The organism is Terriglobus roseus DSM 18391 (genome assembly GCF_000265425.1).
Taxonomy (GTDB): Bacteria; Acidobacteriota; Terriglobia; order Terriglobales; family Acidobacteriaceae; genus Terriglobus; species Terriglobus roseus.
Map to the genome: position 1 here is coordinate 4793245 of NC_018014.1, position 24102 is coordinate 4817346.

A 24102-nucleotide genomic window follows, 5' to 3' on the forward strand; every position below is an offset into this window, starting at 1 on the left:
TGAAATGGCCGCATCGTGTGAACGCTGCGGCGCTGCCGTTGAAAAACCGCTGCGCGTCGCATTCTAGGTCGCGCGGAATACGATGCGCAAGCGATTATCAATAATCCAACATTGCCAAACACAAAGAGCCCGTGGAGGAAGTCTCCCGGGCTCTTCGTGTGTGGTGAGGCGGGTTCGTTAGAACTCGTACTTCAGCGCGAACTGGAAGAGGCGCGGCTGGTACGAGGCAATGGTGGAGGTGAGCGCGCCGAAGGTGGACGGCGTGGTTACGCCGGTCGACGGGTTGGCAAAGTTGGTCTGGTTGGCAAGGTTAAAGGCCTCAGCCCGGAACTGCAGCTTGGTCTCGCGATAGACGGTGAAGTCCTTGAAGAGCGACGCATCCCAATGACGGAAGTGTGGTCCGTGATACGGGTTGCGGCGCTCGTTGCCGAAGGTTCCTGCAGCCTGTGGAGCAAATGCAACCGCACCGCGTGCAGGATCCGTATTGCCGTTGAAGAACTGCAGAGCGCCGGAGGTGTTGCCGGTGCCCGGACGGATGTTCGAGAATGGATCGCTAAGTACGTTGAGACGGTCCGCCGATCCACCCGGGCTGGTGCCGCTGATGTTCGAGGCATTCAGCACGGTGAAGGGCAGGCCCGTCGACCACAGGTTCAGCACGTTGACGTGCCAGCCGGCAGTTAGCGCGTTGCGGAAGCCAGAGGTTCCCTTGCCCCACGGAATGGCATAGTTGCCGGTTACGACGACGCGGTTACGAACATCGAGATCGCCGTTGCCGTAGTCATCGAAGTTCTGCGTTGCCAGTATCTGGCCGACACCGTTGCCATTCTGGTTGTTGATGTTTGGAGCGTTATCGAGCAGGTGCGACCAGGTGGTGTTGACGTTGAAGCCAAGGCCATTGGAGAAGCGGCGCTCAAACGTCGCCTGCAGCGAGTGGTAGGAGGAAGCGCCCGTGCTGAACGTCTGCGTGATGGTCGTGACGTTCGGCAACTGTGTGGCAAAGCGGCGAAGCGCCTGGCTGCCGGATACATTGGCAGGTGCGCGGTTGATATCGAACCCGGTGGACAGCTTGCGGCCTACCTGACCAACGTACGAGACCGTGATGGCGTTGCCCTTGAAGTCCTTCTGCACGGTCAGGTTGAACTGCTCCAGGTAGCCCGAGCCGAAGTTGCGGTCGATGGTGGCGGGAATGGAACCAACGATAGCAGCGCCTGCCGTGCCGGGAGTCATGTTCGGCAGCGGAATGCCCTGGCGGAAGAGCCTGAAGTTCTGGTTGCAACCGCTGGTACCTGCCGCGGACTGGAAGGTGGAGCAGTTGCCGTAGATCGAAATGTTGGGCGTGTTCTTCAGGTTTGTTGGCGACTGGTAGTTGCTGGGAAAGAAAGCCAGACCGAAGCCACCGCGGATGACCAGGCTCTGCATGGGCGTATAGGCAAAGCCCACGCGCGGTGCAAGGTTGGTGTAATCCACCTTCACGCCGGCCGAACGGCTGACGCCATTGACACCCGCCTGGAGGATGCAGGCGCATGCCGGATCGAAGTTGGAGATGTGGTTGTTCTTCTCGAGGAAGGGTGTGTAGACGTCATACCGCAGACCCAGGTTCAGGGTCAGGTTCGACGCGACGTGCCAGTCATCCTGGAAGTAAAAGCTGGGCTCCCAGGTGGTGTAGTACGGCGTGTAAAGATTCACGTTGCGGACGGCTGCTGAGAAGATACCTTCCAACAGACCGGGTGCGCCGGCACGGAACGTCCACGAACCGTTGCCGTTGTTGTCCTGCTGGTTGCGTGCGATACGGCGGATACCGGCAGCGCCCATGCGGAAGCTGTGGTTGCCACGGGTGTAGATCACCTGACCGTTCAACTGGTAGCTGTTGTCTTTGTTGAACAGCGGCACGAAGTTACCGCCGTTGCCCAGACCCGTGAGTCCGGTCGGCAGTGCCAGTGCAAGGCCCGAGGTCGCATCGCTGATATTGATGTTGGGCTGCCCGAGCTTGGTGTTCGGGTTTACCTGGTAGTTCAGCGGATTGGAACCACCGTTGATGAACGTCCAGCTTGCACCAAGAGTCGTCAGCAGGTTTGAGGTGAAGGTGTGTGTATAGATCAGCGCGGCATTCCGCGCGATCTGCGGTGACGTGCCGAAACCATTGCCCGTCTGCGGATCGATGGCAAAACCATTCGCCGTAGAGATGGGCAGAGCACCGGGCGACACCGTATACACATCGTTCACGATGTACTTGGCGAAGAGCAGGTTCTTCTCGTTGAAGTGGTAGTCGACGCGAGCGTCGTACACAACGGAATACTGCTCGTTATTGCGGACGTTCACATAGCCGGTGCTGCCAACATTGGGCCGTGGGTACAGGCGGAAGTAGGCAAGACCGATCGGATCAAGGAAAGCAGCCGGGATCTTGTTCCCGACGAGAGGATTTCTCAGGTAGCCGGGCGATGCCGGATTCGGGTCGTAGACGCAGCCTGTGGTCTGGTTCTGCGTGGGATCGGTGACGTTGGCTGCGATGACTGCGCATCCGTTACGCGTAACACCGTCTGTCTGCAGGATTGTGCCGGTAGGGATGGCGTCCGAGAAGTCGCCCGGATTGGCCTGCTGGAACGCGGTTGGCACGTTCAACTGGCTGGGCAGGCTGCCGCGGATCTGGCGGAAGAACTCCGCGTCGCCGTGGAAGAAGGCCTTGTCCTTGAAGATGGGCCCGCCAAGCGATCCGCCGAACTGGTTCTGACGCAGACGCGGCTTGGCGCGGCCGGCACCGTACTGGTACGCGAAGGCGTTCAGCTTATCGTTGCGGAAGAACTCGTACAGCGTGCCGTGGAAGTTGTTGGTGCCGCTCTTAGTGATGACGTTGATGATCGCGCCACCAGCGCGGCCGCCATCCGCCGAGAAGCTGTTGGTGAGGACGCGAACTTCCTGGATGGAATCGATTGAAGGACGAATGCCAATGGTGCCGATGACGCGCTCATTGTTGTCGAGACCGTCCACGAGCTGGTCATTCAACACTTCCGATTGTCCGTTGATGGAGACCGAAGAGCTCTGACGGCGATCGTCCGGACGGGTGCCGGAACTGATGCTGTTGGGGGCGCCTTCCGTGGCGCCCGGGATGATCTGGACCAGGTTGATGAAGTTACGACCGTTCAGCGGAAGATCCTGCACGGCGCGATCCGTCACATTGCTGCCAATGGACGATGCGTCCGTCTGCAGGACCGGTGCTGCCGTGGTGATCTCAACGGTCTCGTTCGCTCCGCCGATCTTCAGCGCGGCGTCGGCACGGCGGCGATCACCGGCGGCAACGACCAGGTTGGAGATAGCGGCCGTCTGAAAACCGGGTGTCTTGATGCTGACGGAGTAAGAACCGGGGTTCAGCTGCGGGACGGAGTATGCGCCGGAGTCCGTGGTGGTGACCACCGTGGTGACGTTGGTCGCCGTGTTGGTGATGGTGACTTCCGCCTTGGGCACGGCGGCGCCCGACGGATCGGTGACGTTTCCGAGGATGGTTGCGGTCGTGTCCTGCGCCACCAGCGCGCGGCCGGCGAAGGCTGCGAGCAGGGTGAAGAGAACCACGCGGATGATGAGGGATGATCTGCTGAAGTTGCCGGCGCTCTTCTTGGGCGCCTCGTGTCCACGTGGGACAGGATTTAGTGTCATTGGTTCCATGTTGTTCTGGCCTCACAACCGCAACGCGATGGTTTACGTTGCGGGCGGCATAATAGGCCCGAGGCGGAACGAAGGGCAACATGATTATTGATAATTATTTTAGATTTGCAGTCTCCCGTTTTTCATAGGCCTCCAGCCCGCCCTGCCGTTGGCTTTAGGAGCGTCAGGTGGCTCAGCTTCGGTCCGTTCGACCGGTGGATAACACCGCCAGCTTTCCCGGCTTACTCCTGACGTAGTCAGCCTAGAATCCGTACCGAAGACCGAACTCAATGCGGCGTCCGGTATCTGCGAAGTAGGGCTTGTCGAAGAGCGGAGAACCCAGGACGCCACCCACCCGGCGGACATTGGTGTGGTTGAGAACGTTGGCCGCGCGTACATTGGCGCTCAGCGTCTGAAGACGGTCTTTCGCGGCGTGCGGCGTCAACGTGAAGCTGCGGCTCAGGTTCATATCGACGTAGGCGGCCCCGGGCATGGTGCCGACGTTCCGTGCGAAGACTGCCGTTCCACCTGTCGTAACGAGGTTGCCGAAGCGGGTTGCGACCGCCCGTGGATCGCCGGGTGCTGCGTACATCGGCCGGTCGTTGAAGTTACCGTCGTTGTTGTTATCGAAGCCAGTGGTCACGTTGTAGCGGCGGCCGCTGCGCAGGTTGGTCTCGGTCGACAGGTCGAGCTTGCCGGGCAGGTGCAGTGTCCCATTCAGAATGAGCTGGTGGCGGTTCTGGTTATCGCGCATAACGTATTCGCCGGCGTCAGAGTATGCGCTCTGCGGCTGCATGAAGGTATCGTTGCCGCCCGTGTCGAAGACCTCTGCAAAGACGTAACCGACAAACAGGTTCATACGCTTGATGCTGTGCTCTTCCGCACTGAAGAAGAGCGCGTGACCGTAGCCTTTGCCGCTGTTCTGCGATTGCAGGATGTTGCTGTTGGGCGCGAGCGGCCGCACACCGTCGATGGGTGTGTTGATGTTACGGACACGCGCTTCGTTCCATAGGTGCAGCCAGTACCAGGCGGCATTGAGATTCCATCCGCGCATGGAGTGCTCCACATTCACCTGCTCCTCACTGAACCATGAGTTACCGAACTTTGGAGCAAAGGTCCGTACCGTCGTAATTGGCACAGCGCCTGCCGAGAACGGGTTGCCGTAGACAGGCGAGTAGACGAGGTTGCTCTGTCTTGCGGTACCGTTCAGGCGTGCCCACTCGGTGGCATCTTCCGTGCTGTAACGGCCGTTGAACATGCCGGCGTGGGCGCGCAGAGTCCACGTCGCTTTCTTGTCCGGCGACCACGCGATGCCGGCGCGCGGCACGAGATCGCCGGTGACGGAGGGCAGACTCTGCGCGTAGTAACGCAGACCGAAGGAGAGCTTAAGATTCTCCAGCAGTTTGTAGTCTTCCTGCACAAAGAGCGAGGTGCGTGTCTGCACGAAATCGATGCGTGGCGAACCGGTCAGGCCGGTGTACGCCGTCGGCGTCCCACCCGCCAGGTTCAGTTTCGCGCGGCGATACTGCTCCAGGCCCGTGATGACGGTGCTGCTGCCTGCGACGGGTTGATTGTTCGCATCCAGCACGGGTGCGGCACCACCGCCGAAGATATAGGTGCCGTTGAAGTCTTGTGTAATCTGCTGGCGCTCGCGCGCGCTGCGCAGGTCCATGCCGAACTTCACAGTGTGTCTGCCGCGTGTGTAGATGGCATCATCCAGTACTTCCAGCAGGATTTCGTGCTGCCGCTGCGCGCCGATGTTAGCGCCGCCACCGGTGAAAGCTCCACTTACCTGCACCTGCGGTGTAAGGCTGGCGGGCGTATCGTCCTCGCCGCCAAAGCGCAGACTGGCGCGTGCTTCATGCATCCAGTGTGCCGAGATGGTGGTGATATCGGTGAACCGCACAATGTGCTCATAGCGCGTCGCGTTGTAGCCTGCCTCCTGCGTCGTGGTTCCACCGACACCCAGGTTCTGAAGGTTATTGACGTTCGCCGAGTAAGTGGCGATGAACGTATTCTTTGGTCCAAGCTGCCAGCCCAGGCGCGCGCTCGCGACCCACAACCGCTCAGTCTTCGGGACACTCGCGGTAAGTGGCACGGCGTTGCCGTTAGCATCCAGCGTGACCGCATTGACGACGGCGATGTTATCGATGCTGCGATGTTCCAGGCTGAGCGCGAAGTCACTGCCCTGCCTGCGGACGGGACCGCTCAGGTCAAAGCCGAAGCGCTGCTTGCCCAGCGTGCCTTTCGCGACGGAGAAAGGATCACGCGCATTCAATGCGGAGCCACCGTAGGTCATGAAGATGTCACCATGCAGCCGCGGCTGGCCCGGCTTGGTATACACCTCGACACGGCCACCCATGTAGGGCGGTTCTTGATACTCCGCTGCGAACTGGTCCGGGTTGATGCGGATATAGGCGATGGAGGATTTCGGCGGCAGCTTGGTTGGTGACTGGAAGCCATCGACAGTAATCATGGCCGATTCAGGATCGCCGCCGCTGCCTGCCGTCATGTTCTGCAGTTGCCGCAACAGATCGTCGGGATCGTCGGCGAGTGCCTTCAGGTCGTTGCCCTGCAACGTGCGTGAGGCGCCGCTGTTCTCAGCATTGTCCACGCCGTGCGGTGTCTCCGCATCACTGACGTCGACGTTCTGCTGGACCTCACTGGGGTGCAGGGTGATGCTCAGCTCGGAACGAAGGCGAGCCGCGGTATTCAGGTCCGTGGGCGCAAAGCTCTCTGCGGCGACATGCAGACGATGGGCAGCGTTGGTCACGCAGCCGAACCGGAATCTTCCGTCGGGAGCGGTTTGAGTGGTGACACCGTTGTCGAGGGTGACCGCAGCCTGCGCGATGGACGCGCCGGTGCCGTCGCGCACCATGCCGATCATGGGCGCGCCGTCCGTGCATGTAGCCTGCAGCGTCTGCAGCGTTTGCAGCGTCTGGGCTGAGGCCGGATTCGAGACGTGCGAGATCGAGAGCGCCGCGAACCATGCCGCGGCGGCAAGTGAAGTCTTCATGATGTGTTCCTCAGGCTGCGAAAACCGGTGCGGCGATGCGTGTCCTACTGCAGCTACGCATCGCGAAAAGTACGGGAACGCAGAATCAACGCGAGCAATCGAAGGCCTGCGCGTCCATGCTGTCTGGTTCTAAAAGCCCTTACGCAGGCGGTTCGATCGTGGTTCCACATTTTTTTGCAGAAGCGCAACGAGCCTGTCCCTGGCAGGAAGCATTACGCTATGCGAATGCCTATCGAGTACCTCGCCACCGACGACGACGAACTGATCCGCGGACGCGCGCGCATCGGCGATGCGGAGATCATCGTCTGCACCGACGGCACCTGCCGCTTCGACGGCGGCGCCATGTTCGGCGTGGTCCCGAAGACGATGTGGTCCAGGCGGATGGAGGCCGACGAACTCAACCGCGTGATGCTTGGCCTGAACTGCGTGGTGGTCCGCATCGGCGGCAAGACCGTACTAATTGAGACCGGCTTCGGCAACAAGCTGACACCCAAGATCAAGGAGATCTGCGCCACGCAGGAGCAGCTGCCCGCATCACTGTCTGCTGCCGGCATCGCACCGGCCGACATCGACCTCGTGATCAACACGCATCTGCACTGGGATCACTGCGGCTGGAACACCGTGCTGCAGCACGACGGCCGAGCCGTCCCCTTCTTCCCGAACGCCGAGTACATCACGCACGTCGGCGAGGTAGAACATGGTCGCCGCCAATTCGAGCGCGACCGTGTCTCCTACGTCGCGGATAACTATGAACCCATGATCGCGAGCGGCCAGATGCGGCTGATCGAAGGCACCGCCGCGGACATCATGCCCGGCATCCGCACCGAATGCTTCCCCGGGCACACCGCGCAATTGATGGCAGTCCATATCGAGAGTGGCGACGATCACGCCTGCTTCATCAGCGATCTGCTGCCGACCACGGCCCACCTCGACGTCAGCTGGGCCATGGCATTCGATCTGGACCCGCTGCGAACCATCGAGGAGCGCAAGCGCTTTTACGCGCGCGCCGTCCCAGAGAAGTGGCTGGTCCTCTACCCGCACGACCATCACGTCCCGATGTCCAACGTTGGAATCGACGAACGCGGACGATTTCATGTCATCAACAATTCCATGCGCCTACCGTAAGAACGTCTGACCCTGGACCCCGGAAGCGTGTCCCGTCTAGCGGTATAACGGTGTGTAAGGCATGTGGAACGAGGCATATTCACGATGACGCCATCTACACTTCTACATTCCGACGAGGTCATCTCGGAGACTCCGCGCGAGGCCCTGCTCAACCTGCTGGGCCTGGCAGACGCTTCGCCCGAGGATGAGTTTGACGAGATTGTCGAGCTGGCCACCGCGATCTGCGGTAAACCGCTTGGCGCCATGTCGCTGCTGACCGATACCGAAAACTTCACCAAGGCGACCGTCGGCCTACCCGCTGCGCGCGTCCCCATGAAGGAATCCGTCTGCCGCTTTACGGTGCTGCAGGACGACGTCATGATGGTCGAAGATACCCACGCTGACCATCGCTTTGACGAGCACGGTCCGATGATCCACAGCGAAGGCGGCATCCGCTTCTACGCCGGCATGCCCTTGGTCACGGTCGATGGCACGCGCATCGGATCACTCTGCGTGATGGACACAGCCCCCTCGACGTTGACGCGGCAGCAGATTCGCGCGCTGAAGGTGCTGGGCCGGCAGATCAGCAGTCGTCTGCAACTGCGCGAGCGCGCCGCGACCGTAGCCAAGATGGCAACTGAACTGGAACGCACCCACGTCATGTTCGACACCATCCTGAACAACGTGCCCGTCGAAATCTATCTGAAGGACAAGACCGGCCGCATCCTCTTCTACAACCAGAAGCTGGCAGACCGCTTCAACGTCTCGCCAGTGGAGTGGATTGGCAAGACCAGCTACGACCTGTGGAACAAGCAGACGGCAGAAGAAATCGTGCGTGAGGACGAGTACGTTCTGCGCAGCGGCAAGCTGCAGGAGAGCTTCGTGGAAATCCCGGAGCCAAACGGCACCGTGAGCTACTGGCGAAGCATGAAGGTCGCGTGCCAGATCCCACCCGACACCAAGCTGCTGGCGTGCTGCTCTGTCGACATGACGGAACACATGGTGCGGGAACGCAAGCTGCAGGAGATCCAGGATGCGTTGGAAGAAGCCAACCGTAAACTCAACTCGCTGGCGCTAACCGACGAGTTGACCGGCCTCTGGAATCGACGCGCCTTCAACGCCCAGGTGGAAACCTTTGTGATGGGTTCGCACCGCAGCAAGCAGCCCATGGCGCTGATGCTGCTGGACGTGGACGACTTCAAGAACGTGAACGATCGCTACGGCCACCCATACGGCGACGTAGTGCTGCAGCATGTCGCCTCCGTCTTACAGCGCGTGAAGAGAGCTGAAGATATTGCCTGCCGCTTTGGCGGTGAGGAGTTCGCCATCCTGTTGCCCGGAACCCCTATGGAAGGTGCGCAGCGGCTGGCCCAACGAATCCTGGACGCGATGCACGCCTTTCCCTGGGAGAAGGAATGCATCACGGTAAGCATGGGCCTGGCCATGTGCAAGGCCCAATGCACCTCCGATGACCTTGTCGACGCCGCCGACGCCGCCCTGTACAGCGCCAAGCACGCGGGCAAGGACCGCATGATGTGCGAAGGCTGCGAGCGCTAACTCGCTGCCCCCGCACAGCCTTATTCGATCGTCACCAGTTTCGTCTTCTTACCCAGCTTCACCGTCAGCGTAACCGGCAGTGCAGGGACAGCGAAGCGCACATCTGCTGCGGTCTCACCATCGATCTTCACGGCATTCTCGCTGCGCTTGCGGCGAGCCTCACCGTTGCTCGCGGCAAGGCCTGCAGCGGCCAGCATACGGTCGGTACCGATGGTCTGCGTCGCCTCGTCAAAGGCAAGATCGTCCTTGCCCAGCGAGACACGTTCCGTATCCTCGCTGACGCCGCCTTTCTGGAACTGCGTACCCCAGTTCTCTTCGGCACGCAGCGCCTGCTCGGCCGATGAGAAGCCCGCCGTAATCGTCCGAGCCATGGACTTCTTGGCTTCCATGGGATGCAGCGTTCCTGCGGCGACTTCCTCCCGCATCGCGTCAATCGCGCTCTGTGGCAGATCGGTCAGCAACGTCCAGTAACGCCACATCAGTTCGTCGCTCACCTGCATCAGTTTGCCGAACATCTCAAATGGCGGCTCGTTGACGCCGATCGCGTTGTTCAGCGACTTCGACATCTTCTGCACGCCATCCAGACCCTCGATGATCGGCATCATCAGCACAATCTGCGGAGGCTGGCCGGCACTGCGCTGCAGGTCGCGGCCACGCATCAGGTTGAACTTCTGGTCGGTGCCACCCAGCTCCACATCACTCTGCAGCGCGACCGAGTCATAGCCCTGCGCAATGGGGTACATCAGCTCATGCAGCGCGATCGGCTCTTCCGCGTTGAAGCGCTTGTGAAAGTCCTCGCGCTCCAGCATCTGGCTCACCGTGAACTGAGCCAGCAGCTTCACCATGTCGTAGTAGTTCAGCGCGTCGAGCCACTCAGAGTTGTAGCGGACCTCGGTCTTGTCCTTGTCCAGGATTCGAAAGACCTGTTCCTGATACGTCTTTGCGTTCTCAGCAATCTGTTCGCGCGTCAGCGGCTTGCGCGTCGCGCTCTTGCCCGTGGGATCGCCGATGAGCGCCGTCGAATCGCCAATGAGGAAGATGACCGTGTGGCCCAGCTGCTGGAAGTGCCGCAGCTTACGCATCAGGACCGTGTGGCCCAGGTGCAGGTCGGGCGCCGTAGGATCAAAGCCGGCCTTGATGCGCATGGGCTTGCCCGTGGCAAGTGACTGCTCAATGCGCTTCTTGAGCTCATCGATGGGAATGATTTCGGCAGCGCCCTTGGTGATGAGGTCCAGTTGTTCCTCAAGCGGCGGAAAATTGTTCGGCGGAAGATTTGACATCGCCATCCAAGTATAGAGTTCATGCCCGACCGCAAACCCAAATCGCAGCACAGCCCCGGTTCCCACGCCGACAAGACCTGTGCCGCATGCGGCCGTACCATCACCTGGCGCAAGAAGTGGGAGCGCGACTGGGACAACGTAAAGTTCTGCAGCGACGCCTGCCGATCGCATAAGCCGGGTGCGCAGGACAAGCTGCTGGAAGAGACAATCCTGCGGATGCTGCACGAACGCGGCGCGGGCAAGACCATCTGCCCCAGCGAAGCCGCGCGCACGGTGGCGGGCGACGGCAAACTATCGGACGAGCGCGAACGGTGGGAGCCGCTGATGGAGCCCGCACGCGCCGCAGCACGCAGGCTGGTGGCCGCGCAGAAGATCGTCATCACGCAGGGCGGACACGTGGTCGATGCTTCCACTGCAAAGGGAGCCATCCGTTTGCGACTGCGCTAAAAGCCATTGCTCACGAAGGGAGAACGCTGGCCGCCTACCGTGCCTCTAAGCTTCCATGGCAACGACGAAGAAGTCCGCAGCGAAGAAATCTCCCGCAAAGAAGTCTCCCGCGAAAAAGACCGCAGCGAAGAAGGCACCAGCGAAGCGCACACCCGCCAAAGGCGCGACGAAGTCTGCCTCCACTAAAACAGCGGCCAGCCGTCGTCACATCACTGGCGCCGACACGAAGAAGACTCCCGGCAAAAAGTCCGCAGCGAAGAAGAGCGGCAAGAAGAGCAGCTCGGCCAATGCCTGCTGGCCCGGGTACGAACCGGTTCCCGGCAAGGCGCAGGGCGAAAAAGGCAGCTGCAAGCCGAAGAAATCGCAAAGCAAGGCAGAGCGCAAGGGCGATCAGAAGGCGGCTGCAGCGAGCAAACTGAGCGGCCAGCGTCAGTAACTTATCTGACAGAACGTTACTGACATTTTGCCCGCAGCGAATCATGTTGGACCAGGCGCGACTTATGGGAAAATTGCGGCGTCATGTGCTCCGCGTCGATTCGCGCGCTGGTCCTCGCTGCCCTGTGGCTGCCGACATCTGCAATGGCACGGCAAGCGCAGACGACACCGACCGCATCCGCGGATGCCGCGGCGGCGCAGGGGCAACTGTTCGTCGCAGCCTCGCGCTATGAGGTGCTTGCCGGGCAAAGCATCGATGTCACTGCTGCCCTGAACAATGGAGCTACGGTCGACCGTACGACTGCCGCGACCACACTCTTCCTCGATGGCACGGCGGTGCGCACCGGTAGCATCGCGAACGCAGACACTGTGACCTTCTCCGGCATCAACATCGCCGCCGGTCCGCATGCACTCTACGTCTCGACGGCCGCCACCGCGACCATGCCTGAGGTCAGGTCAGCGGATGTTGTCGTCGCCGGTGTGACGGATCCGGCCGGCAATCTAGGCGTGGCTGCGGATCCTGCGGAGAAGATCCTTTTGCAGGTGGCCCCGCTGATCAACGTGGGCTCGCAGATCTCGGCACAGGTGGAATGCCGTCTTGCCTCCGGCTCTCTCATCAACGGCAGCCTGCGCATCCTGGACAATGACCGCATCGTCGTCGACAGCCAGGATGCGGGCACGCGAGTGGTCAACGCCACTTTCTTTGCCGCGCCCGGGCCACACATCTATCAGTGCGATTACACCAATGGCATCCATAGCAGCGCCCTGGGCGCACAGATGGTGGCGCCCGTGCTGCAGCCCGAAGGCCTGACCTTCGAGGTCTTCTCTCTGCCGGACCCAACGAAGTACGGCGATCCCGTCACCATCGGCGGAGCTGCCGCGCCATTCTCAAGCAGCATGACGGGCAGGCTCCGCATTACGGAAGGAACCGCCGTCGTCTTGGACCAGGCGCTCGATGCCACCGGCAGAGCGACCACGACCAACGCAACACTGTCGCCCGGGATCCATACCTTCCGCGGTGAATTCACCATCACGGACTCCACCACTTCGATACGCTCAGGGCGCAGCTTCACACAGACCGTGCGCGGCGCGCCTACACAGATCCGTCTGACAGCAAATCCCACGTCGGGCATTGTTGGAATCACACCGGTCACGCTCACCATCGCGACGACTTCCAGCTACGCAGACACACCCATCACAGGCACGGTTCAGTTGCTGCGTGATGGCAAGGCGCTCAGCGTAGCTGGCGTGACCAATGGAAGCGTCCTGCTGCCGCCGGGAACACTGCCCGTCGGTACATCCCTGCTGACCGCCGCCATCCACGGCGGGTCGATCTTCGGTAGCAGCACATCGAACGCAGTCTCGATCGTTATGACAGCCCGCGAGCCTCCAGACTTCAGCGTCACATTGAGTACACCATCGCTCGCCGTGGCACGTGCGCATCACGCCGAGGTCAACATCATGCTGAAGTCGATCAACGGCTTCAACGGTACCGTGCTGCTCTCTTGCAGCAACCTCCCGCCCTTCGCAACCTGCAACTTCAACGCTGCCAGGTACGCACTCTCCTCCTCCGCACCGGCCACACTTACGGTGGAGACATCCGCTGCGCCAACCTACAAGTCGAGCCTCAGACCGCATGCGGGCGCAGTACTCGCCTGCGCTCTGCCCCTTTCACTGCTGCTTTTGTTACGCGGCCGGTCCGCTGCACGGCGTTGCCTGTTGCTATTGCTGACCACAGCTCTCGCACTCGCGAGCACTGCGTGCAGTGTCGCGCCTGTGCCCGCCTACACACCACCAGGCACCTACGCCATCACAATCAGCGCAACGGGCACCAGCGGCGGCACTACCGTAACACACACCATCCCATTACGACTGACGATAACTTCGGACTAAGTGGCTTACTTCTTTGGCTACTTACTCTGTCCAGTTACAGCGTCGACTAGACTGGTAACAGGAGCCACGCAAAATGCCTCTTCGGCGAAGTTGTCTCCAGTGCGAAACTAAGGGCCCCAACTGCTTCTGCTCGCTCGACCGCGTTGCTCTGGGGCGTCTGGAGAGCGTCGGCCACTGGCTGCGGCTGGAAGCCAAACAGGAAGTGCTGCGAGAGGGCTACGCTCCGGACCACGTCTATGTCGTCTGCAGCGGCACTCTGAAGTTGACGACGTCCTCCATGGATGGCCGTCTCCTCCTGCTGCGCATCGTCGGTCCGGGCGATGTGCTCGGACTCTCCGCCGCGCTACAGCGCACACGCTATGAGGCCTCGGCGGAGACGCTTGAGCTATGCCAGCTGAAGGCAATCCCGCGCACGCACTTCCTCCTCTTCATGGAGGAGTTTCAGGCAGTCGCCCGCAACTCGCTGATGGCGGTCACCCGCGAATATGGATCCGCGGTGCTCAGCGCACGTCGCCTTGCACTCTCCACCTCAGCCGCTTCGAAGCTCGGCAGTGTTCTGTTGGATTGGGGCGGACTCGTCCTTGCAGGAGAACATGAGTTGATGGGTGGCAGCGCTCCCAACACCGTAAGCTTCCACATGCCGCTGACCCATGAAGAACTCGGCCACATGGCCGGTATCTCGCGCGAGACAGTTACTCGTACCCTCACGGCGCTGCGGCGCGATGGCCTGCTGTATCTCGAGAACGACCAGATGCAGCTTCGAGACATCGCACGGCTGCAACAACAAGTGGGCTAGGACGTATCGATCAACAGCTTTTCGCTGCGTACACCTGATGAGGCAAACAGTTCCCGCTGCATAACTGCTGATAATAGGTAGGCGGCCTGAAGGCACGCGACTCCCTAGCCCATGTCTGCTTCAGCGAAGTTAGACGCACCCGACTTCTAAGCCCAGGGTGCTTTCTGCGGGCTGAAGGCTCGCGACTTCCTGGCCCAAGGCGAAGCCCTGGGTTACCTTGCGTCTTGGCGCTGCGGGCTGAAGGCCCGCGACAAAGGATTGACTAACCGATACCTCCCGAGCAGCGGAACGACTCGGTCGCCAACCTCAATCCAAAGGGAGGCCGACAGGTCCGCAAAAAAGCGGCCCGCCCCGAAAAGGACGAGCCGTAGGGGTAGCTCACGCGTTTCATGCAGCGCTTCGTGCTGTCTTGCCCTGCTCAGAATCCATCCAACCGTAGTCATAGGCCTCATGCGTAACCGTCGGCGCCGACGCAAAGTTCTGCGTGATGGGCGGTGACAGCGTCTCCCACTCCAGGCCGTAGGCATTCCATGGATTTGGTCCGGCAACTGGCCCGTACTTCAGGGACCACAGCAGGTAGATCATGGTCATGAAGAATCCTGCACCCATCACCGTTGCTCCCGCCGTCGACATAACGTTCAGCACTTGGAACTCTGCTGGATAGGCCGCATACCGCCGCGGCATGCCCATGTAGCCCAGGACAAACTGCGGTCCAAACGTGATGTAGAAACCCACAAAGATGATCACCGCAGAGGCCTTCGCAATGCCCTCCGGATACATGCGCCCGAACATCTTCGGCCACCAGAAGTGGATGCCACCCAGGAAGGCCATCAGCACAAAGCCCACCATCACGAAGTGAAAGTGCGCCACGATGAAGTACGTCTCCGTCAGGTGGACGTCCATGCCCAGTGAGCCAAGGAAGACGCCGGTGCATCCACCCACCACGAACAGCCCCAGGCAGCAGATCGCATAGATCATCGGCGCAGCGAATGTGATGGACCCCTTGTACATGGTGAACGTCCAGTTGAAGACCTTAATCGCAGAAGGCACCGCAACAAGCATGGTCAACATGCTGAAGACCAGCGCTGAGTACTGCGACACTCCCATGATGTACATGTGGTGTTCCCAGACAAAGAACGAGAACATGGCAATCGCAATCGACGAGAACGCAACCGCAGCGTAGCCAAAGATACGTTTACGGCAGAAGCACGCCATGATCTCGCTGATGCAGGCCATGCCCGGCAGCAACATGATGTACACCGCGGGGTGCGAATAGAACCAGAACAGATGCTGGAACAGCAGCGGATCGCCACCCTTAGTGGGATCGAAAAAGCCAAAATTAAAGAGACGCTCCACCGCAACCAGAACAATCGTGATGCTGACCACGGGTGTAGCCAGAACCATGATGACGCTGGCGGAATACATGCTCCAGATGAACAGTGGCAGCCGAAACCACGTAAGCCCCGGCGCGCGCATGCGATGGATCGTCGCAATAAAGTTCAGCCCGGTAAAGATGGACGAAAACCCGGCTACAAACGCCGCCAGCCCCGCGCTGATCACATTCGTATTCACATAGTGCGTGCTCAAGGGCGTCGTGAACGTCCAGCCCGTATCCACACCGCCCGCACCAATCGTGTAGAGCAGCAGCAGGGCCGCAACACAGTACAGGTAGAACGACAGCAGATTGATCTTCGGAAACGCCAAATCCCTCGCGCCAATCATCAGCGGCACCAGAAAGTTTCCAAGGATCGCCGGCACCGCCGGAATCAGCACAAAGAAGACCATCACAATGCCATGCATCGTGAAGGCCTTGTTGTACGTGTCGGGGCTCATCAGATCGGCCTGCGGCGTCAACAACTCAAGCCGCACCGCCATGGCCAGCAAGCCACCCACCATGAAGAAGATCGACACGGCGACCATGTACATAATCGCAATGCGCTTGTGATCGCCGGTCAGCAGCCAGCTCAGCAAGCCGTGTTCCTGATTTAAATAGTTATGTTTGTTGTATCCGGCGGCCGCCTTTGTCTGCGGCGGTAGAACGGCAGTTGCACTCATCGGCACGCCTCCACCGCTTCAAATGCATGCGTCGCCAGCACCGCCAGCACAATCAGCGGAGGGCAGTTAGAAGATGTGCCATAACCCGAGCACTTCCCCATGCAGGGCTGATTCGAATTCGGGCAGACTTTGTTGGTCACGATACGCATCACTGGAAACCTCTGTGCGTATCCTCCAGTCCAGCCCCCGCAAGGGTCTGTGATGACCATCACAAGCTCTGTCAGTCTTCTGTAACAGCAGTGGCAGAACTTATACCCCCTCACCTTTGCACGCCCATCCGCAGATACCGCCGTATGGGTGTTAGCCTTCGTACCATGTGCGGAATCGTTGGTTACATCGGCCCAAAAGATGTCGTGCCCCTCATCGTCGAAGGCCTTCGCCGGCTTGAGTACCGCGGCTATGACTCCGCAGGCATCGCCGTCGCAGGCGACCTCCTGAACCCCACCGCGCTCGACGTCCGACGCGCCCCCGGCAAGCTCGGCAACCTCGAAGCCGTCCTCCGCGACCACCCCCTGCACGGCACCTACGGCATCGGCCACACCCGCTGGGCCACCCACGGCCGCCCCACCGAAGAGAACGCGCACCCCCACCGGGACGGCACCGGCACCCTCGTCGTCGTCCACAACGGCATCGTCGAAAACTACATCGCGCTCAAGAACGACCTCATCAAGCGCGGCCACCGCTTCGTAAGCGAAACCGACACCGAAATCATCGCCCACCTAATCGAAGACGAACTCGAGAAAGCCGCCGCCTCGGCAGACAAAACTCCGGACACCAACAACGAAGCCAACTCCGCCGAAGCCATCCTGACCGCCCCACCCAGCACCATCTCCCTGGAAGAAGCCGTAAGGAGAGCCGTCAAGCGCCTCACCGGCGCCTTCGCCATCGGCGTCCTCTCCGCCCGCGAACCCGACAAGCTCGTCGCCGCCCGCTCCGGACCGCCCGCCGTCATCGGCATCGGCGACGGCGAATACTTCCTCGCCTCCGACGTCCCCGGCATCCTCCACCACACGCGCGACATCATCTTCCTCAACGACGGCGAGTGCGCCATCCTCACCAAGACCGGCGTCACCTTCACCGACTTCGAAGGCGTCCCGCACCCCCGCACGCCCACCCGCATCACCTGGGACCCCATCCAGGCCGAAAAGGCCGGCTACAAGCACTTCATGCTCAAGGAGATCAACGAGCAGCCACGCGCCGTCCGCGACACCACCCTCGGCCGCGTCTCGCTCGACAGCGGCCAGGTCTTCCTGCCCGACCTCAAACTCTCCCAGCAGGACTTCCAGAACGCCACCAGCATGACCATCGCCGCCTGCGGCACCTCATGGCACGCAGGCCTCGCGGGCAAGTTCATGATCGAGCGCCTCGCACGCCTCCCCGTCGACGTCGACTACGCCAGCGAGTATCGCTACCGAGACCCCATCCCCGGCTCCCTCGGCCTCCTCATCACCCAGTCCGGCGAAACCGCCGACACCATCGCCGCACAGGCCGAGATGATCAGCAAGGGCACACCCACCCTCGCCATCTGCAACGTCGTCGGCTCCGCCATCACCCGCAAAGCGCAGGGCGTCATCACCACCAACGCCGGCCCTGAAATCGGAGTAGCCAGCACCAAGGCCTTCACCGCCCAGCTCACCGCACTCTTCACCCTCGCGCTCTACATGGGCCAGCAGCGCGGCCACGTCTCCTCCGAGCAGTCCAAACACTATGTCGATGAGTTAGCCAAAATCCCGCTCAAGTTAGAAGACGTGCTGCGCTCCGTCGACGACCAGTGCGCCAACCTGGCCAAAACCTTCAGCACCGCCAACGACTTCCTTTTCCTCGGCCGCGGCATCCACTACCCCATCGCCCTCGAAGGCGCGCTCAAGCTCAAGGAGATCAGCTACATCCACGCCGAAGGCTACCCCGCCGGCGAGATGAAGCACGGCCCCAACGCCCTCATCGACGAGACGCTCCCCGTAGTCTGCATCGCCACCAAAGACCCCGCAGATCCCACCAGCGTCCTCAAGTACGAAAAGACCCTCAGCAACATCCAGGAAGTAACCGCCCGCAGCGGCCGCGTCATCGCCATCGCCACCGAAGGCGACGAAGAGATCGGCAACTTGGTCGAAGCCGTCATCCACATCCCCGCAGCCCCAGAGCTACTACTCCCTATCCTCGAAGTAGTCCCTCTACAGTTATTGGCCTACCACATAGCAGTCCGCAGGGGCTGCGACGTCGACCAACCGAGGAATCTGGCGAAGAGCGTGACCGTCGAGTAAAGTTCCCTCAGTCCCTTTTGCGAAATGGTATAGTCCGCGCCGACATGAAGATCACGTTCGACTATGACCCGCGCAAGGCAACAACCAACCTCACCAAGCACGGCGTCAGCTTCGAAGAGGCGGTCACCGTCTTCGGTGATCCGCTCCGATCCGCCGTCCCGGACGACCAGCACTCCCTCGACGAGGAGCGCTTCCTGACCGTCGGCCGATCCACCCGGGGACGCATTCTCTTCGTCGTTTACACTGAGACCGACTCCACCGTGCGCCTCATCGGCGCACGCGTCGCCACCGCGACCGAGCGTGAGCAATATGAAGAAAGCGCCTGAACTCGATCCCCTCGCAGAGCGGCCCAACGTCGACTTCCGCAAGGGCGAACGCGGCAAGTACTCCAACCTGCTCGCCAAGGGCACCAACGTGGTCATCCTCGACCCCGCGCTGCTCCCGCACTTCCCGGACTCAGAGTCCGTCAACCAGGCCCTGCACGCGCTCCTCGCGCTGAACAAACAGGTTCAGCACATCACGGCAAAGCCAACCCGCCGCCGCACCACCGCCGCCTAGCAATATCCAAGAAGTAACCGCCCGCAGCGGCCGCGTCACCGCCACCGCCACCGAAGGCGACGAAGAGATCACCAACCTCGTAGAAGCCGTCATCCACATACCCGCAGCACCAGAGCTACTACTCCCCATCCTCGAAGTCGTCCCGCTACAACTCCTCGCCTACCACATAGCCGTCCGCCGGGGTTGCGATGTCGATCAGCCGAGGAATCTGGCCAAGAGCGTCACGGTGGAATAAAAATTAGAGACTATCCGGCCGATAGCCGCTACGCTATGGACGCATGCCTCCAATCGGTATCCAGACCCCGCCAGAATTCTGCCAATACGCCTCCGGTCCTTGCGATCAATCCTTCGCGGACGTCCCGCCGACCCACGCGCACGTTTATTACTCAAGCAAGCCCGAGGTCATTGGTAGCGCAATTGAAGAGGCCGTCCGGCTGCTGTCGATTTCTAGTCCCGATTTGAAAATCAAGACCTGGCGCGACTTACCAATCGCGGGCCAGATCATTTTCTGTCAGATATGCAAGTCTCAACGGTTCACGCAAGTTGCGGTCATCGATGTCACAACGATGAACTTCAACCTAATGTTCGAACTTGGATACGCGCTTGGACTTGGCGTTCCAGTTGTAGCGATTAGGGATACCTCGTGCACCCTGGACGCGATGGAATTTGAAGCGCTTGGCTTAATAGACACACTTGGCTACGTCAATTTTGAAAACAGCCAAGAGCTTGCTAGTAAGCTTCCCGATGCCATAGCGAATGCCAAAATGCCAGTGACTCAGGCATATACGCCCAGCAGAGCGCAACCTCTCTATTTACTTAGGAGCCCAATAGTCACAGACGGCCTCATCAAGGTCATTTCAACAGTCAAGAAGTCCGGACTTCGTTTCCGCGTTTACGATCCTAAAGAGCAGCCCAGACTTTCGTTGCAAGACGCCTTCAAACAAGTGAAAACTTCATTAGGCGTCAGCGTCTATCTGCTTTCTTCTTGGCGAAAGGGCGCCACGGTTCATAATGCCCGAGGCGCCTTTGTTGCTGGCTTAGCGATGGCCTCAGGATGTTCTGTTTTTGTTCTGCAAGAAGGGCCCGATCAGCAGCCAATAGATTACCGTGACGTCGTCCAGAGGCACAGTGATGCGGCACAGGTCCCGCACCTAATGTCCCCTTTCATAAAAGGCCTTTATGAAGAGATCCAAAGTACGCGTTTTGTGCCGATCACGCTACCGCTGCGTCCCTTGGAAACTCTTGACTTTGGGGACGTAGCTGCTGAGAACGAGATTAATGCACTAAAGTCCTATTTCCTTCCCACCGCCCAATACAATGATGCGAAACGCGGACACGCTCGACTGGTCGTCGGCAGGAAAGGGGCAGGAAAGACAGCAATCTTTTATGGCGTTCGGAGCGCATTCTGGTCAAGCCAAAGCCAGTTAGTCTTGGATCTAAAGCCAGAGGGTCACCAGTTTCTCACTTTGCGCGAACGCCTCCTGAGTTCGATCAGCTTGGGTTTGCAAGAACACGTGTTGACCGCTTTCTGGAATTACATCTTGCTCATAGAACTCGCTGCGAAGATTGTCGAACAGGACTCGCGATTCGCCTCGAAGCAACCCCAACGCTTCGAACTATACGAAAAGCTGAGGAGACTGATCGAAGGTGAAGGGGAGGCAGAACAAGGCGACTTCTCTGATCGCCTTCTACTACTCGTCGACCGAGTGCTACTAAGAAAGGACGAGATAGAAAGCCTTATCGGCTCCGGACAAATAAGCAAACTCATTTACGAGAAAGACATTAAGGAGGTTCAAGCGGTACTTAGCGAATACTTGAAGTTCAAAGAAGGTGTTTGGATACTTATTGATAACCTTGATAAGAGTTGGCCCGTCAATGGTGCAACGAAAGAAGACATCTTAATCATTCGGAGCCTCATGGAAGCTACACGGAAGCTCCAGCGTCAACTTGAGCGCAACAACGTTGAGTGTCGGGCTATTGTCTTCATTCGGAATGATGTATACGAGCATCTCTTGGGCGAAACTCCCGACAAGGGTAAAGACAACACCATTCTTCTTGACTGGACCGACGAAGAGGTGTTCAAGCTCCTCATTCACCGCAGAATGATGGCCAGTACGCGTCTTGAGCAGCCATTCGAGGAAATGTGGCCGATGTTTTTCGAGTCCTACATCAAAGGGGAACATTCCTTTAGCTACATCTTAAGTCGGACAATGATGCGACCACGAGACCTCATCAGCTTCTTACGGCAGTGTATAAATGTTGCCGTTAATCGGGGAAATACTAAGGTTTTAGAGGCGGACATCTTGCAAGCTGAGAAGCAATACTCCGAGGATCAGTTGCAAGGAATATTCTTTGAATTGAGCGACACGAAGAGGGAGTTTGCGGAACTCCCTTACGCTTTCATTGGGTCCCCTTCCCTCTTAGACCGAAACGAGATTGAAGCGAAGGTAACCGGTTTTGGAGTGCCACAGGCAATCGTGGAAGAGGCCGTCCAAATTCTCTTGTGGTTTGGTTTCTTAGGAATGATTGGAACGGACGGAGAAGAGAAGTACGCCCATATGTATCAATACGGCGTTCAGCGGATGCTGCGGGAAGCCACCCCCGGAACCAGATGGGTGATCCATCCCGCTTTTCGATCAGTTCTTGGCTGCGAGGCAAATTAGGCGGGCGGGTGGCCCATACATGAAGTACGTGACTCACCGATCCCGTGCACGGCTTCGCCATCTGGGGGCGCCCAGGCCCCTCCATCTGCAATCCCGATCTCTCGCGTCCACAAATCCCCCCAACACAGTGGATGCCCATGCATGACAGCTACATCGTCTTGAAGCGGCCCTGGGCCTGTCGAAGGATGGGCTTTCGCGCGAGAACGCGAACCAGACGTTGACTCAACTCGGAATACAACATCTTCCCTGTTTGGAACGCGCTCGCAGCAACTTTCCCACTCACATCCGCCGCGCCCTCAATTATTCTTCTCCCGAGGTGCGGCGTGGCGGAAGCGGACAAGCAGAATTTCTGGACCACGATTCCCGGCATCCTGACCGGTCTGGCAGCGGTACTGACGGCCGCCAGTGGATTCTGGCTGGCCGTCCATAACCGAGCGGCTGAGGCTTCGGACCCGGCGAACCACGCACCCATCGTCACGGCAGATTCGCGTCCCGCACCGGATGCGCCGGTTGCCACCACGGCGACCAATCCCCTGTCGCCGCCCGCGCCCGTACCCGCCACGGCCAACGCCGGGAAACAGGGCTCGGTGACGCTGCGATCGCGCGCGGGCGACACCACGCAGCTCTCGCTGAAGAGCTTCAAACACAACATGACCGAGGACACCATCCAGCTCACCAGCGGCCAGACCATCGCCTTTGAGAAGATCCACCAGCTCGACTACCTCACGGTGGATGGCGACGCGCACACCATCGGCCTGAAGCTCACATTGACGGATGGCCGCGTGGTCGACGGCACCATCGCCTCAAACTACGCCTACAAGGGCGAGAGCGACCTCGGCCCATTCACCATCTTTGTGCAGGACGTAAAACAGATCGTCTTCAACCGCTGATGCAAATGAGCGGCGCATTTCACTCCGCGAAACGTGTCAAACGAGAGGTTCATGGGATCTCAAAGACAGAATTGACAGAAATAGCGACTGCCGTCGCACCAATCTGCTTTACATTCGGACCGCTCCCCTTAGGTACAAATCCTTCGTCGCGAGGTCTTGGTCCATGCGTTGGCTCATTACGAACCGTGAATACAAAGACGGTAACTTCGGCAGTCACTTCGGCTCACTCACCTACTGGACGCTAAAAGACGGCGGCAGCGCAAAGGACCCCGCGAGCTGGCTGCCGGTCAGCATCGACCAGTTCCGCGACGCACTGCTGGCCGTCGTCAATCGGACCTTCCCGGCTGTCGTCGCCAACGGCGAAAGCACGCCCTCAGACCAGCAGAAACACGTATGCCTCTTCATACACGGCTACAACAACCCCTGGGTCGACGTGATGAGCCGCTACGAAAATGTGGCTGCCGGCCTCTTCGACGGAGCCAACGGTCTGGGCGAGTGCATCGCCTTTGACTGGCCCTCCAAGGGCGCCCTCCTCGGCTATCTCTCCGATCGGTCCGAGGCGCGGCGCACCGGCGAAGACCTGAACAACGTCCTCTCCGAACTCTATGACTGGCTGATGACCATGCAAAGGGTCGCAACAAAAGACCCGTCGAACGCATGCCGTGCAAGGACCTCCATCATCGCGCACAGCATGGGCAACTACGTTCTGGAGTACGCCCTGAACGCCCTTTGGACCCGTAAGAATCGGCCGCTGCTCGTAAGCCTGATGCAGGAGGTTCTGATGGTCGCCGCCGATGTCGACAACGATCTCTTCCGCAACGGCGAACAGGTCAGCCACGGCGACGGCGAAGGTCTCTCCAACATGAGCTATCGCATCACCGCACTCTTCAGCGGCCGCGACGACGTCCTGGGTGGCTCCGCCGGCCTCAAGCACTTCGGCAAACGCCGCCTCGGCCGCTCCGGACTCGACCGCACCGTGCCCGTACCCGACAACGTCTGGGACGTCGACTGCACCAACCTGCTGCCCCAGGTCGACGGCATCAAGATCCACGGCGCCTACTTCGACCCGCAAGCAAAGACCTACGCGCTCATGCGCGGCATCCTGCAGGGCAAAGACCGCTCCATCCTGATCCAGGAAGGAATCGTGCCAGACGGTCTCTCCCGCACACAGCAGTCCTCCGCCCCCGGAGCTGTCCCGGTCGTCCCGGCCCCAGTGCCACCACCCACCCCGCAATAGATCGCACCCAGCTACGCGAGGTGCGGCTTCCCCTCGCGTAGCTCGCCGTGCAGCGCGACACGATCCTTCACGCGCTCGCCTCCAGCAACACGGTACGATCCATCGCGGCCGACCTCCGCCTTCGCTGATCGGAAGAGCAACGCGTAACGTCCCCTCGATCGGAAGGGCAACGCGTAACCTCCCCTTGATCGGAAGGGCAACGCGTAACGTCCCCTCGATCGGAAGGGCAACGCGTAAACGTCCCTTGATCGGAAGGGCACAGCTTAAGCTGTGC

17 protein-coding genes and 1 pseudogene are annotated in these 24102 nt (G+C 60.0%); 13 read left to right on the forward strand and 5 right to left on the reverse strand.

Features of this window, described 5'->3' with window-relative positions; all coding sequences use genetic code 11:
* Nucleotides 1-177: 177 nt before the first annotated feature.
* Together TERRO_RS19845 and TERRO_RS19850 are read right to left on the reverse strand one after the other, a co-directional pair.
* Complete coding sequence (locus TERRO_RS19845) at nt 178-3657, reverse strand: TonB-dependent receptor (protein WP_014787503.1); 3480 nt, start codon at nt 3655-3657, stop codon at nt 178-180.
* A gap of 241 nt (nt 3658-3898) precedes the next feature.
* Nucleotides 3899-6652 (reverse strand): TonB-dependent receptor, encoded by a 2754-nt coding sequence (locus TERRO_RS19850; protein WP_014787504.1) that lies wholly within the window; start codon nt 6650-6652, stop codon nt 3899-3901.
* A 225-nt stretch (nt 6653-6877) separates the two neighbouring features.
* On the opposite strand from TERRO_RS19850, the gene TERRO_RS19855 reads away from it, so the two are divergent.
* Nucleotides 6878-7777 (forward strand): MBL fold metallo-hydrolase, encoded by a 900-nt coding sequence (locus TERRO_RS19855; RefSeq protein WP_342612524.1) that lies wholly within the window; start codon nt 6878-6880, stop codon nt 7775-7777.
* 84 nt (nt 7778-7861) lie between these two features.
* Nucleotides 7862-9313, forward strand: a complete 1452-nt coding sequence (locus tag TERRO_RS19860) for a sensor domain-containing diguanylate cyclase (protein ID WP_014787506.1) — start codon at nt 7862-7864, stop codon at nt 9311-9313.
* 20 nt (nt 9314-9333) lie between these two features.
* On the opposite strand, the gene tyrS is transcribed toward TERRO_RS19860, so the two are convergent.
* Complete coding sequence (tyrS, locus tag TERRO_RS19865; RefSeq protein ID WP_014787507.1) at nt 9334-10593, reverse strand: tyrosine--tRNA ligase; 1260 nt, start codon at nt 10591-10593, stop codon at nt 9334-9336.
* A 21-nt stretch (nt 10594-10614) separates the two neighbouring features.
* Between tyrS and TERRO_RS19870 the strand changes: the two genes are divergently transcribed.
* The 4 genes from TERRO_RS19870 to TERRO_RS19885 all read left to right on the forward strand — a co-directional run bounded on the left by TERRO_RS19870 (nt 10615) and on the right by TERRO_RS19885 (nt 14164).
* Entirely contained in the window at nt 10615-11040 is a 426-nt protein-coding gene (locus TERRO_RS19870; protein WP_014787508.1) for a DUF2256 and DUF3253 domain-containing protein, read from the forward strand.
* Between the two features lie 55 nt (nt 11041-11095).
* Nucleotides 11096-11476, forward strand: coding sequence for a hypothetical protein (locus tag TERRO_RS22955; RefSeq protein ID WP_014787509.1), 381 nt, complete (start codon nt 11096-11098; stop codon nt 11474-11476).
* A gap of 143 nt (nt 11477-11619) precedes the next feature.
* On the forward strand, nt 11620-13368 hold the full coding sequence (locus TERRO_RS19880) for an Ig-like domain-containing protein (RefSeq protein ID WP_157178461.1): 1749 nt from the start codon (nt 11620-11622) through the stop codon (nt 13366-13368).
* A gap of 73 nt (nt 13369-13441) precedes the next feature.
* Nucleotides 13442-14164: a Crp/Fnr family transcriptional regulator gene (locus TERRO_RS19885; RefSeq protein ID WP_014787511.1), complete on the forward strand. Its 723-nt coding sequence runs from the start codon at nt 13442-13444 to the stop codon at nt 14162-14164.
* Nucleotides 14165-14551: 387 nt separating this feature from the next.
* On the opposite strand, the gene TERRO_RS19890 is transcribed toward TERRO_RS19885, so the two are convergent.
* The gene (locus TERRO_RS19890) at nt 14552-16219 is read right to left on the reverse strand and encodes a cytochrome c oxidase subunit I (RefSeq protein WP_014787512.1); all 1668 of its coding nucleotides are present in this window, start codon (nt 16217-16219) and stop codon (nt 14552-14554) included.
* A gap of 314 nt (nt 16220-16533) precedes the next feature.
* Here TERRO_RS19890 and glmS point away from each other — a divergent pair, with 314 nt between their 5' ends.
* From glmS to TERRO_RS19920, 7 genes and pseudogenes are all read left to right on the forward strand, one after another.
* Nucleotides 16534-18480 (forward strand): glutamine--fructose-6-phosphate transaminase (isomerizing), encoded by a 1947-nt coding sequence (glmS, locus tag TERRO_RS19895; protein ID WP_041592739.1) that lies wholly within the window; start codon nt 16534-16536, stop codon nt 18478-18480.
* A gap of 44 nt (nt 18481-18524) precedes the next feature.
* A complete protein-coding gene (locus tag TERRO_RS19900; protein ID WP_014787514.1) occupies nt 18525-18806 on the forward strand; it encodes a BrnT family toxin in 282 nt (93 codons plus the stop codon).
* Entirely contained in the window at nt 18790-19038 is a 249-nt protein-coding gene (locus TERRO_RS19905; RefSeq protein ID WP_014787515.1) for a hypothetical protein, read from the forward strand. The genes TERRO_RS19900 and TERRO_RS19905 overlap by 17 nt, the downstream gene beginning before the upstream one ends.
* Nucleotides 19037-19273: pseudogene (locus TERRO_RS23760) on the forward strand (glutamine--fructose-6-phosphate transaminase (isomerizing)); the annotation flags it as partial. The gene TERRO_RS19905 and the pseudogene TERRO_RS23760, both read left to right, overlap by 2 nt.
* A 43-nt stretch (nt 19274-19316) precedes the next feature.
* Nucleotides 19317-21701, forward strand: coding sequence for a P-loop ATPase, Sll1717 family (locus tag TERRO_RS19910; protein ID WP_014787516.1), 2385 nt, complete (start codon nt 19317-19319; stop codon nt 21699-21701).
* A 323-nt stretch (nt 21702-22024) separates the two neighbouring features.
* On the forward strand, nt 22025-22591 hold the full coding sequence (locus TERRO_RS19915) for a hypothetical protein (RefSeq protein WP_014787517.1): 567 nt from the start codon (nt 22025-22027) through the stop codon (nt 22589-22591).
* A gap of 163 nt (nt 22592-22754) precedes the next feature.
* Nucleotides 22755-23828 carry an alpha/beta hydrolase gene (locus tag TERRO_RS19920; protein ID WP_014787518.1) on the forward strand — a complete coding sequence of 358 codons (1074 nt, stop codon included), beginning with the start codon at nt 22755-22757 and terminating at the stop codon, nt 23826-23828.
* Between the two features lie 11 nt (nt 23829-23839).
* Here the strand turns inward: TERRO_RS19920 and TERRO_RS23855 are convergent, their stop codons facing one another.
* Nucleotides 23840-23968, reverse strand: a complete 129-nt coding sequence (locus TERRO_RS23855; protein ID WP_281047881.1) for a hypothetical protein — start codon at nt 23966-23968, stop codon at nt 23840-23842.
* Nucleotides 23969-24102 lie beyond the last annotated feature (134 nt).

Bases quoted from the DNA above. Each gene is read 5' to 3' on its own strand.
- TERRO_RS19845 (WP_014787503.1), bottom strand. From the start codon at position 3,657: ATGGAACCAATGACACTAAATCCTGTCCCACGTGGACACGAGGCGCCC.
- TERRO_RS19850 (WP_014787504.1), bottom strand. From the start codon at position 6,652: ATGAAGACTTCACTTGCCGCCGCGGCATGGTTCGCGGCGCTCTCGATC.
- TERRO_RS19855 (WP_342612524.1), top strand. From the start codon at position 6,878: ATGCCTATCGAGTACCTCGCCACCGACGACGACGAACTGATCCGCGGA.
- TERRO_RS19860 (WP_014787506.1), top strand. From the start codon at position 7,862: ATGACGCCATCTACACTTCTACATTCCGACGAGGTCATCTCGGAGACT.
- tyrS (WP_014787507.1), bottom strand. From the start codon at position 10,593: ATGTCAAATCTTCCGCCGAACAATTTTCCGCCGCTTGAGGAACAACTG.
- TERRO_RS19870 (WP_014787508.1), top strand. From the start codon at position 10,615: ATGCCCGACCGCAAACCCAAATCGCAGCACAGCCCCGGTTCCCACGCC.
- TERRO_RS22955 (WP_014787509.1), top strand. From the start codon at position 11,096: ATGGCAACGACGAAGAAGTCCGCAGCGAAGAAATCTCCCGCAAAGAAG.
- TERRO_RS19880 (WP_157178461.1), top strand. From the start codon at position 11,620: ATGGCACGGCAAGCGCAGACGACACCGACCGCATCCGCGGATGCCGCG.
- TERRO_RS19885 (WP_014787511.1), top strand. From the start codon at position 13,442: ATGCCTCTTCGGCGAAGTTGTCTCCAGTGCGAAACTAAGGGCCCCAAC.
- TERRO_RS19890 (WP_014787512.1), bottom strand. From the start codon at position 16,219: ATGAGTGCAACTGCCGTTCTACCGCCGCAGACAAAGGCGGCCGCCGGA.
- glmS (WP_041592739.1), top strand. From the start codon at position 16,534: ATGTGCGGAATCGTTGGTTACATCGGCCCAAAAGATGTCGTGCCCCTC.
- TERRO_RS19900 (WP_014787514.1), top strand. From the start codon at position 18,525: ATGAAGATCACGTTCGACTATGACCCGCGCAAGGCAACAACCAACCTC.
- TERRO_RS19905 (WP_014787515.1), top strand. From the start codon at position 18,790: ATGAAGAAAGCGCCTGAACTCGATCCCCTCGCAGAGCGGCCCAACGTC.
- TERRO_RS19910 (WP_014787516.1), top strand. From the start codon at position 19,317: ATGCCTCCAATCGGTATCCAGACCCCGCCAGAATTCTGCCAATACGCC.
- TERRO_RS19920 (WP_014787518.1), top strand. From the start codon at position 22,755: ATGCGTTGGCTCATTACGAACCGTGAATACAAAGACGGTAACTTCGGC.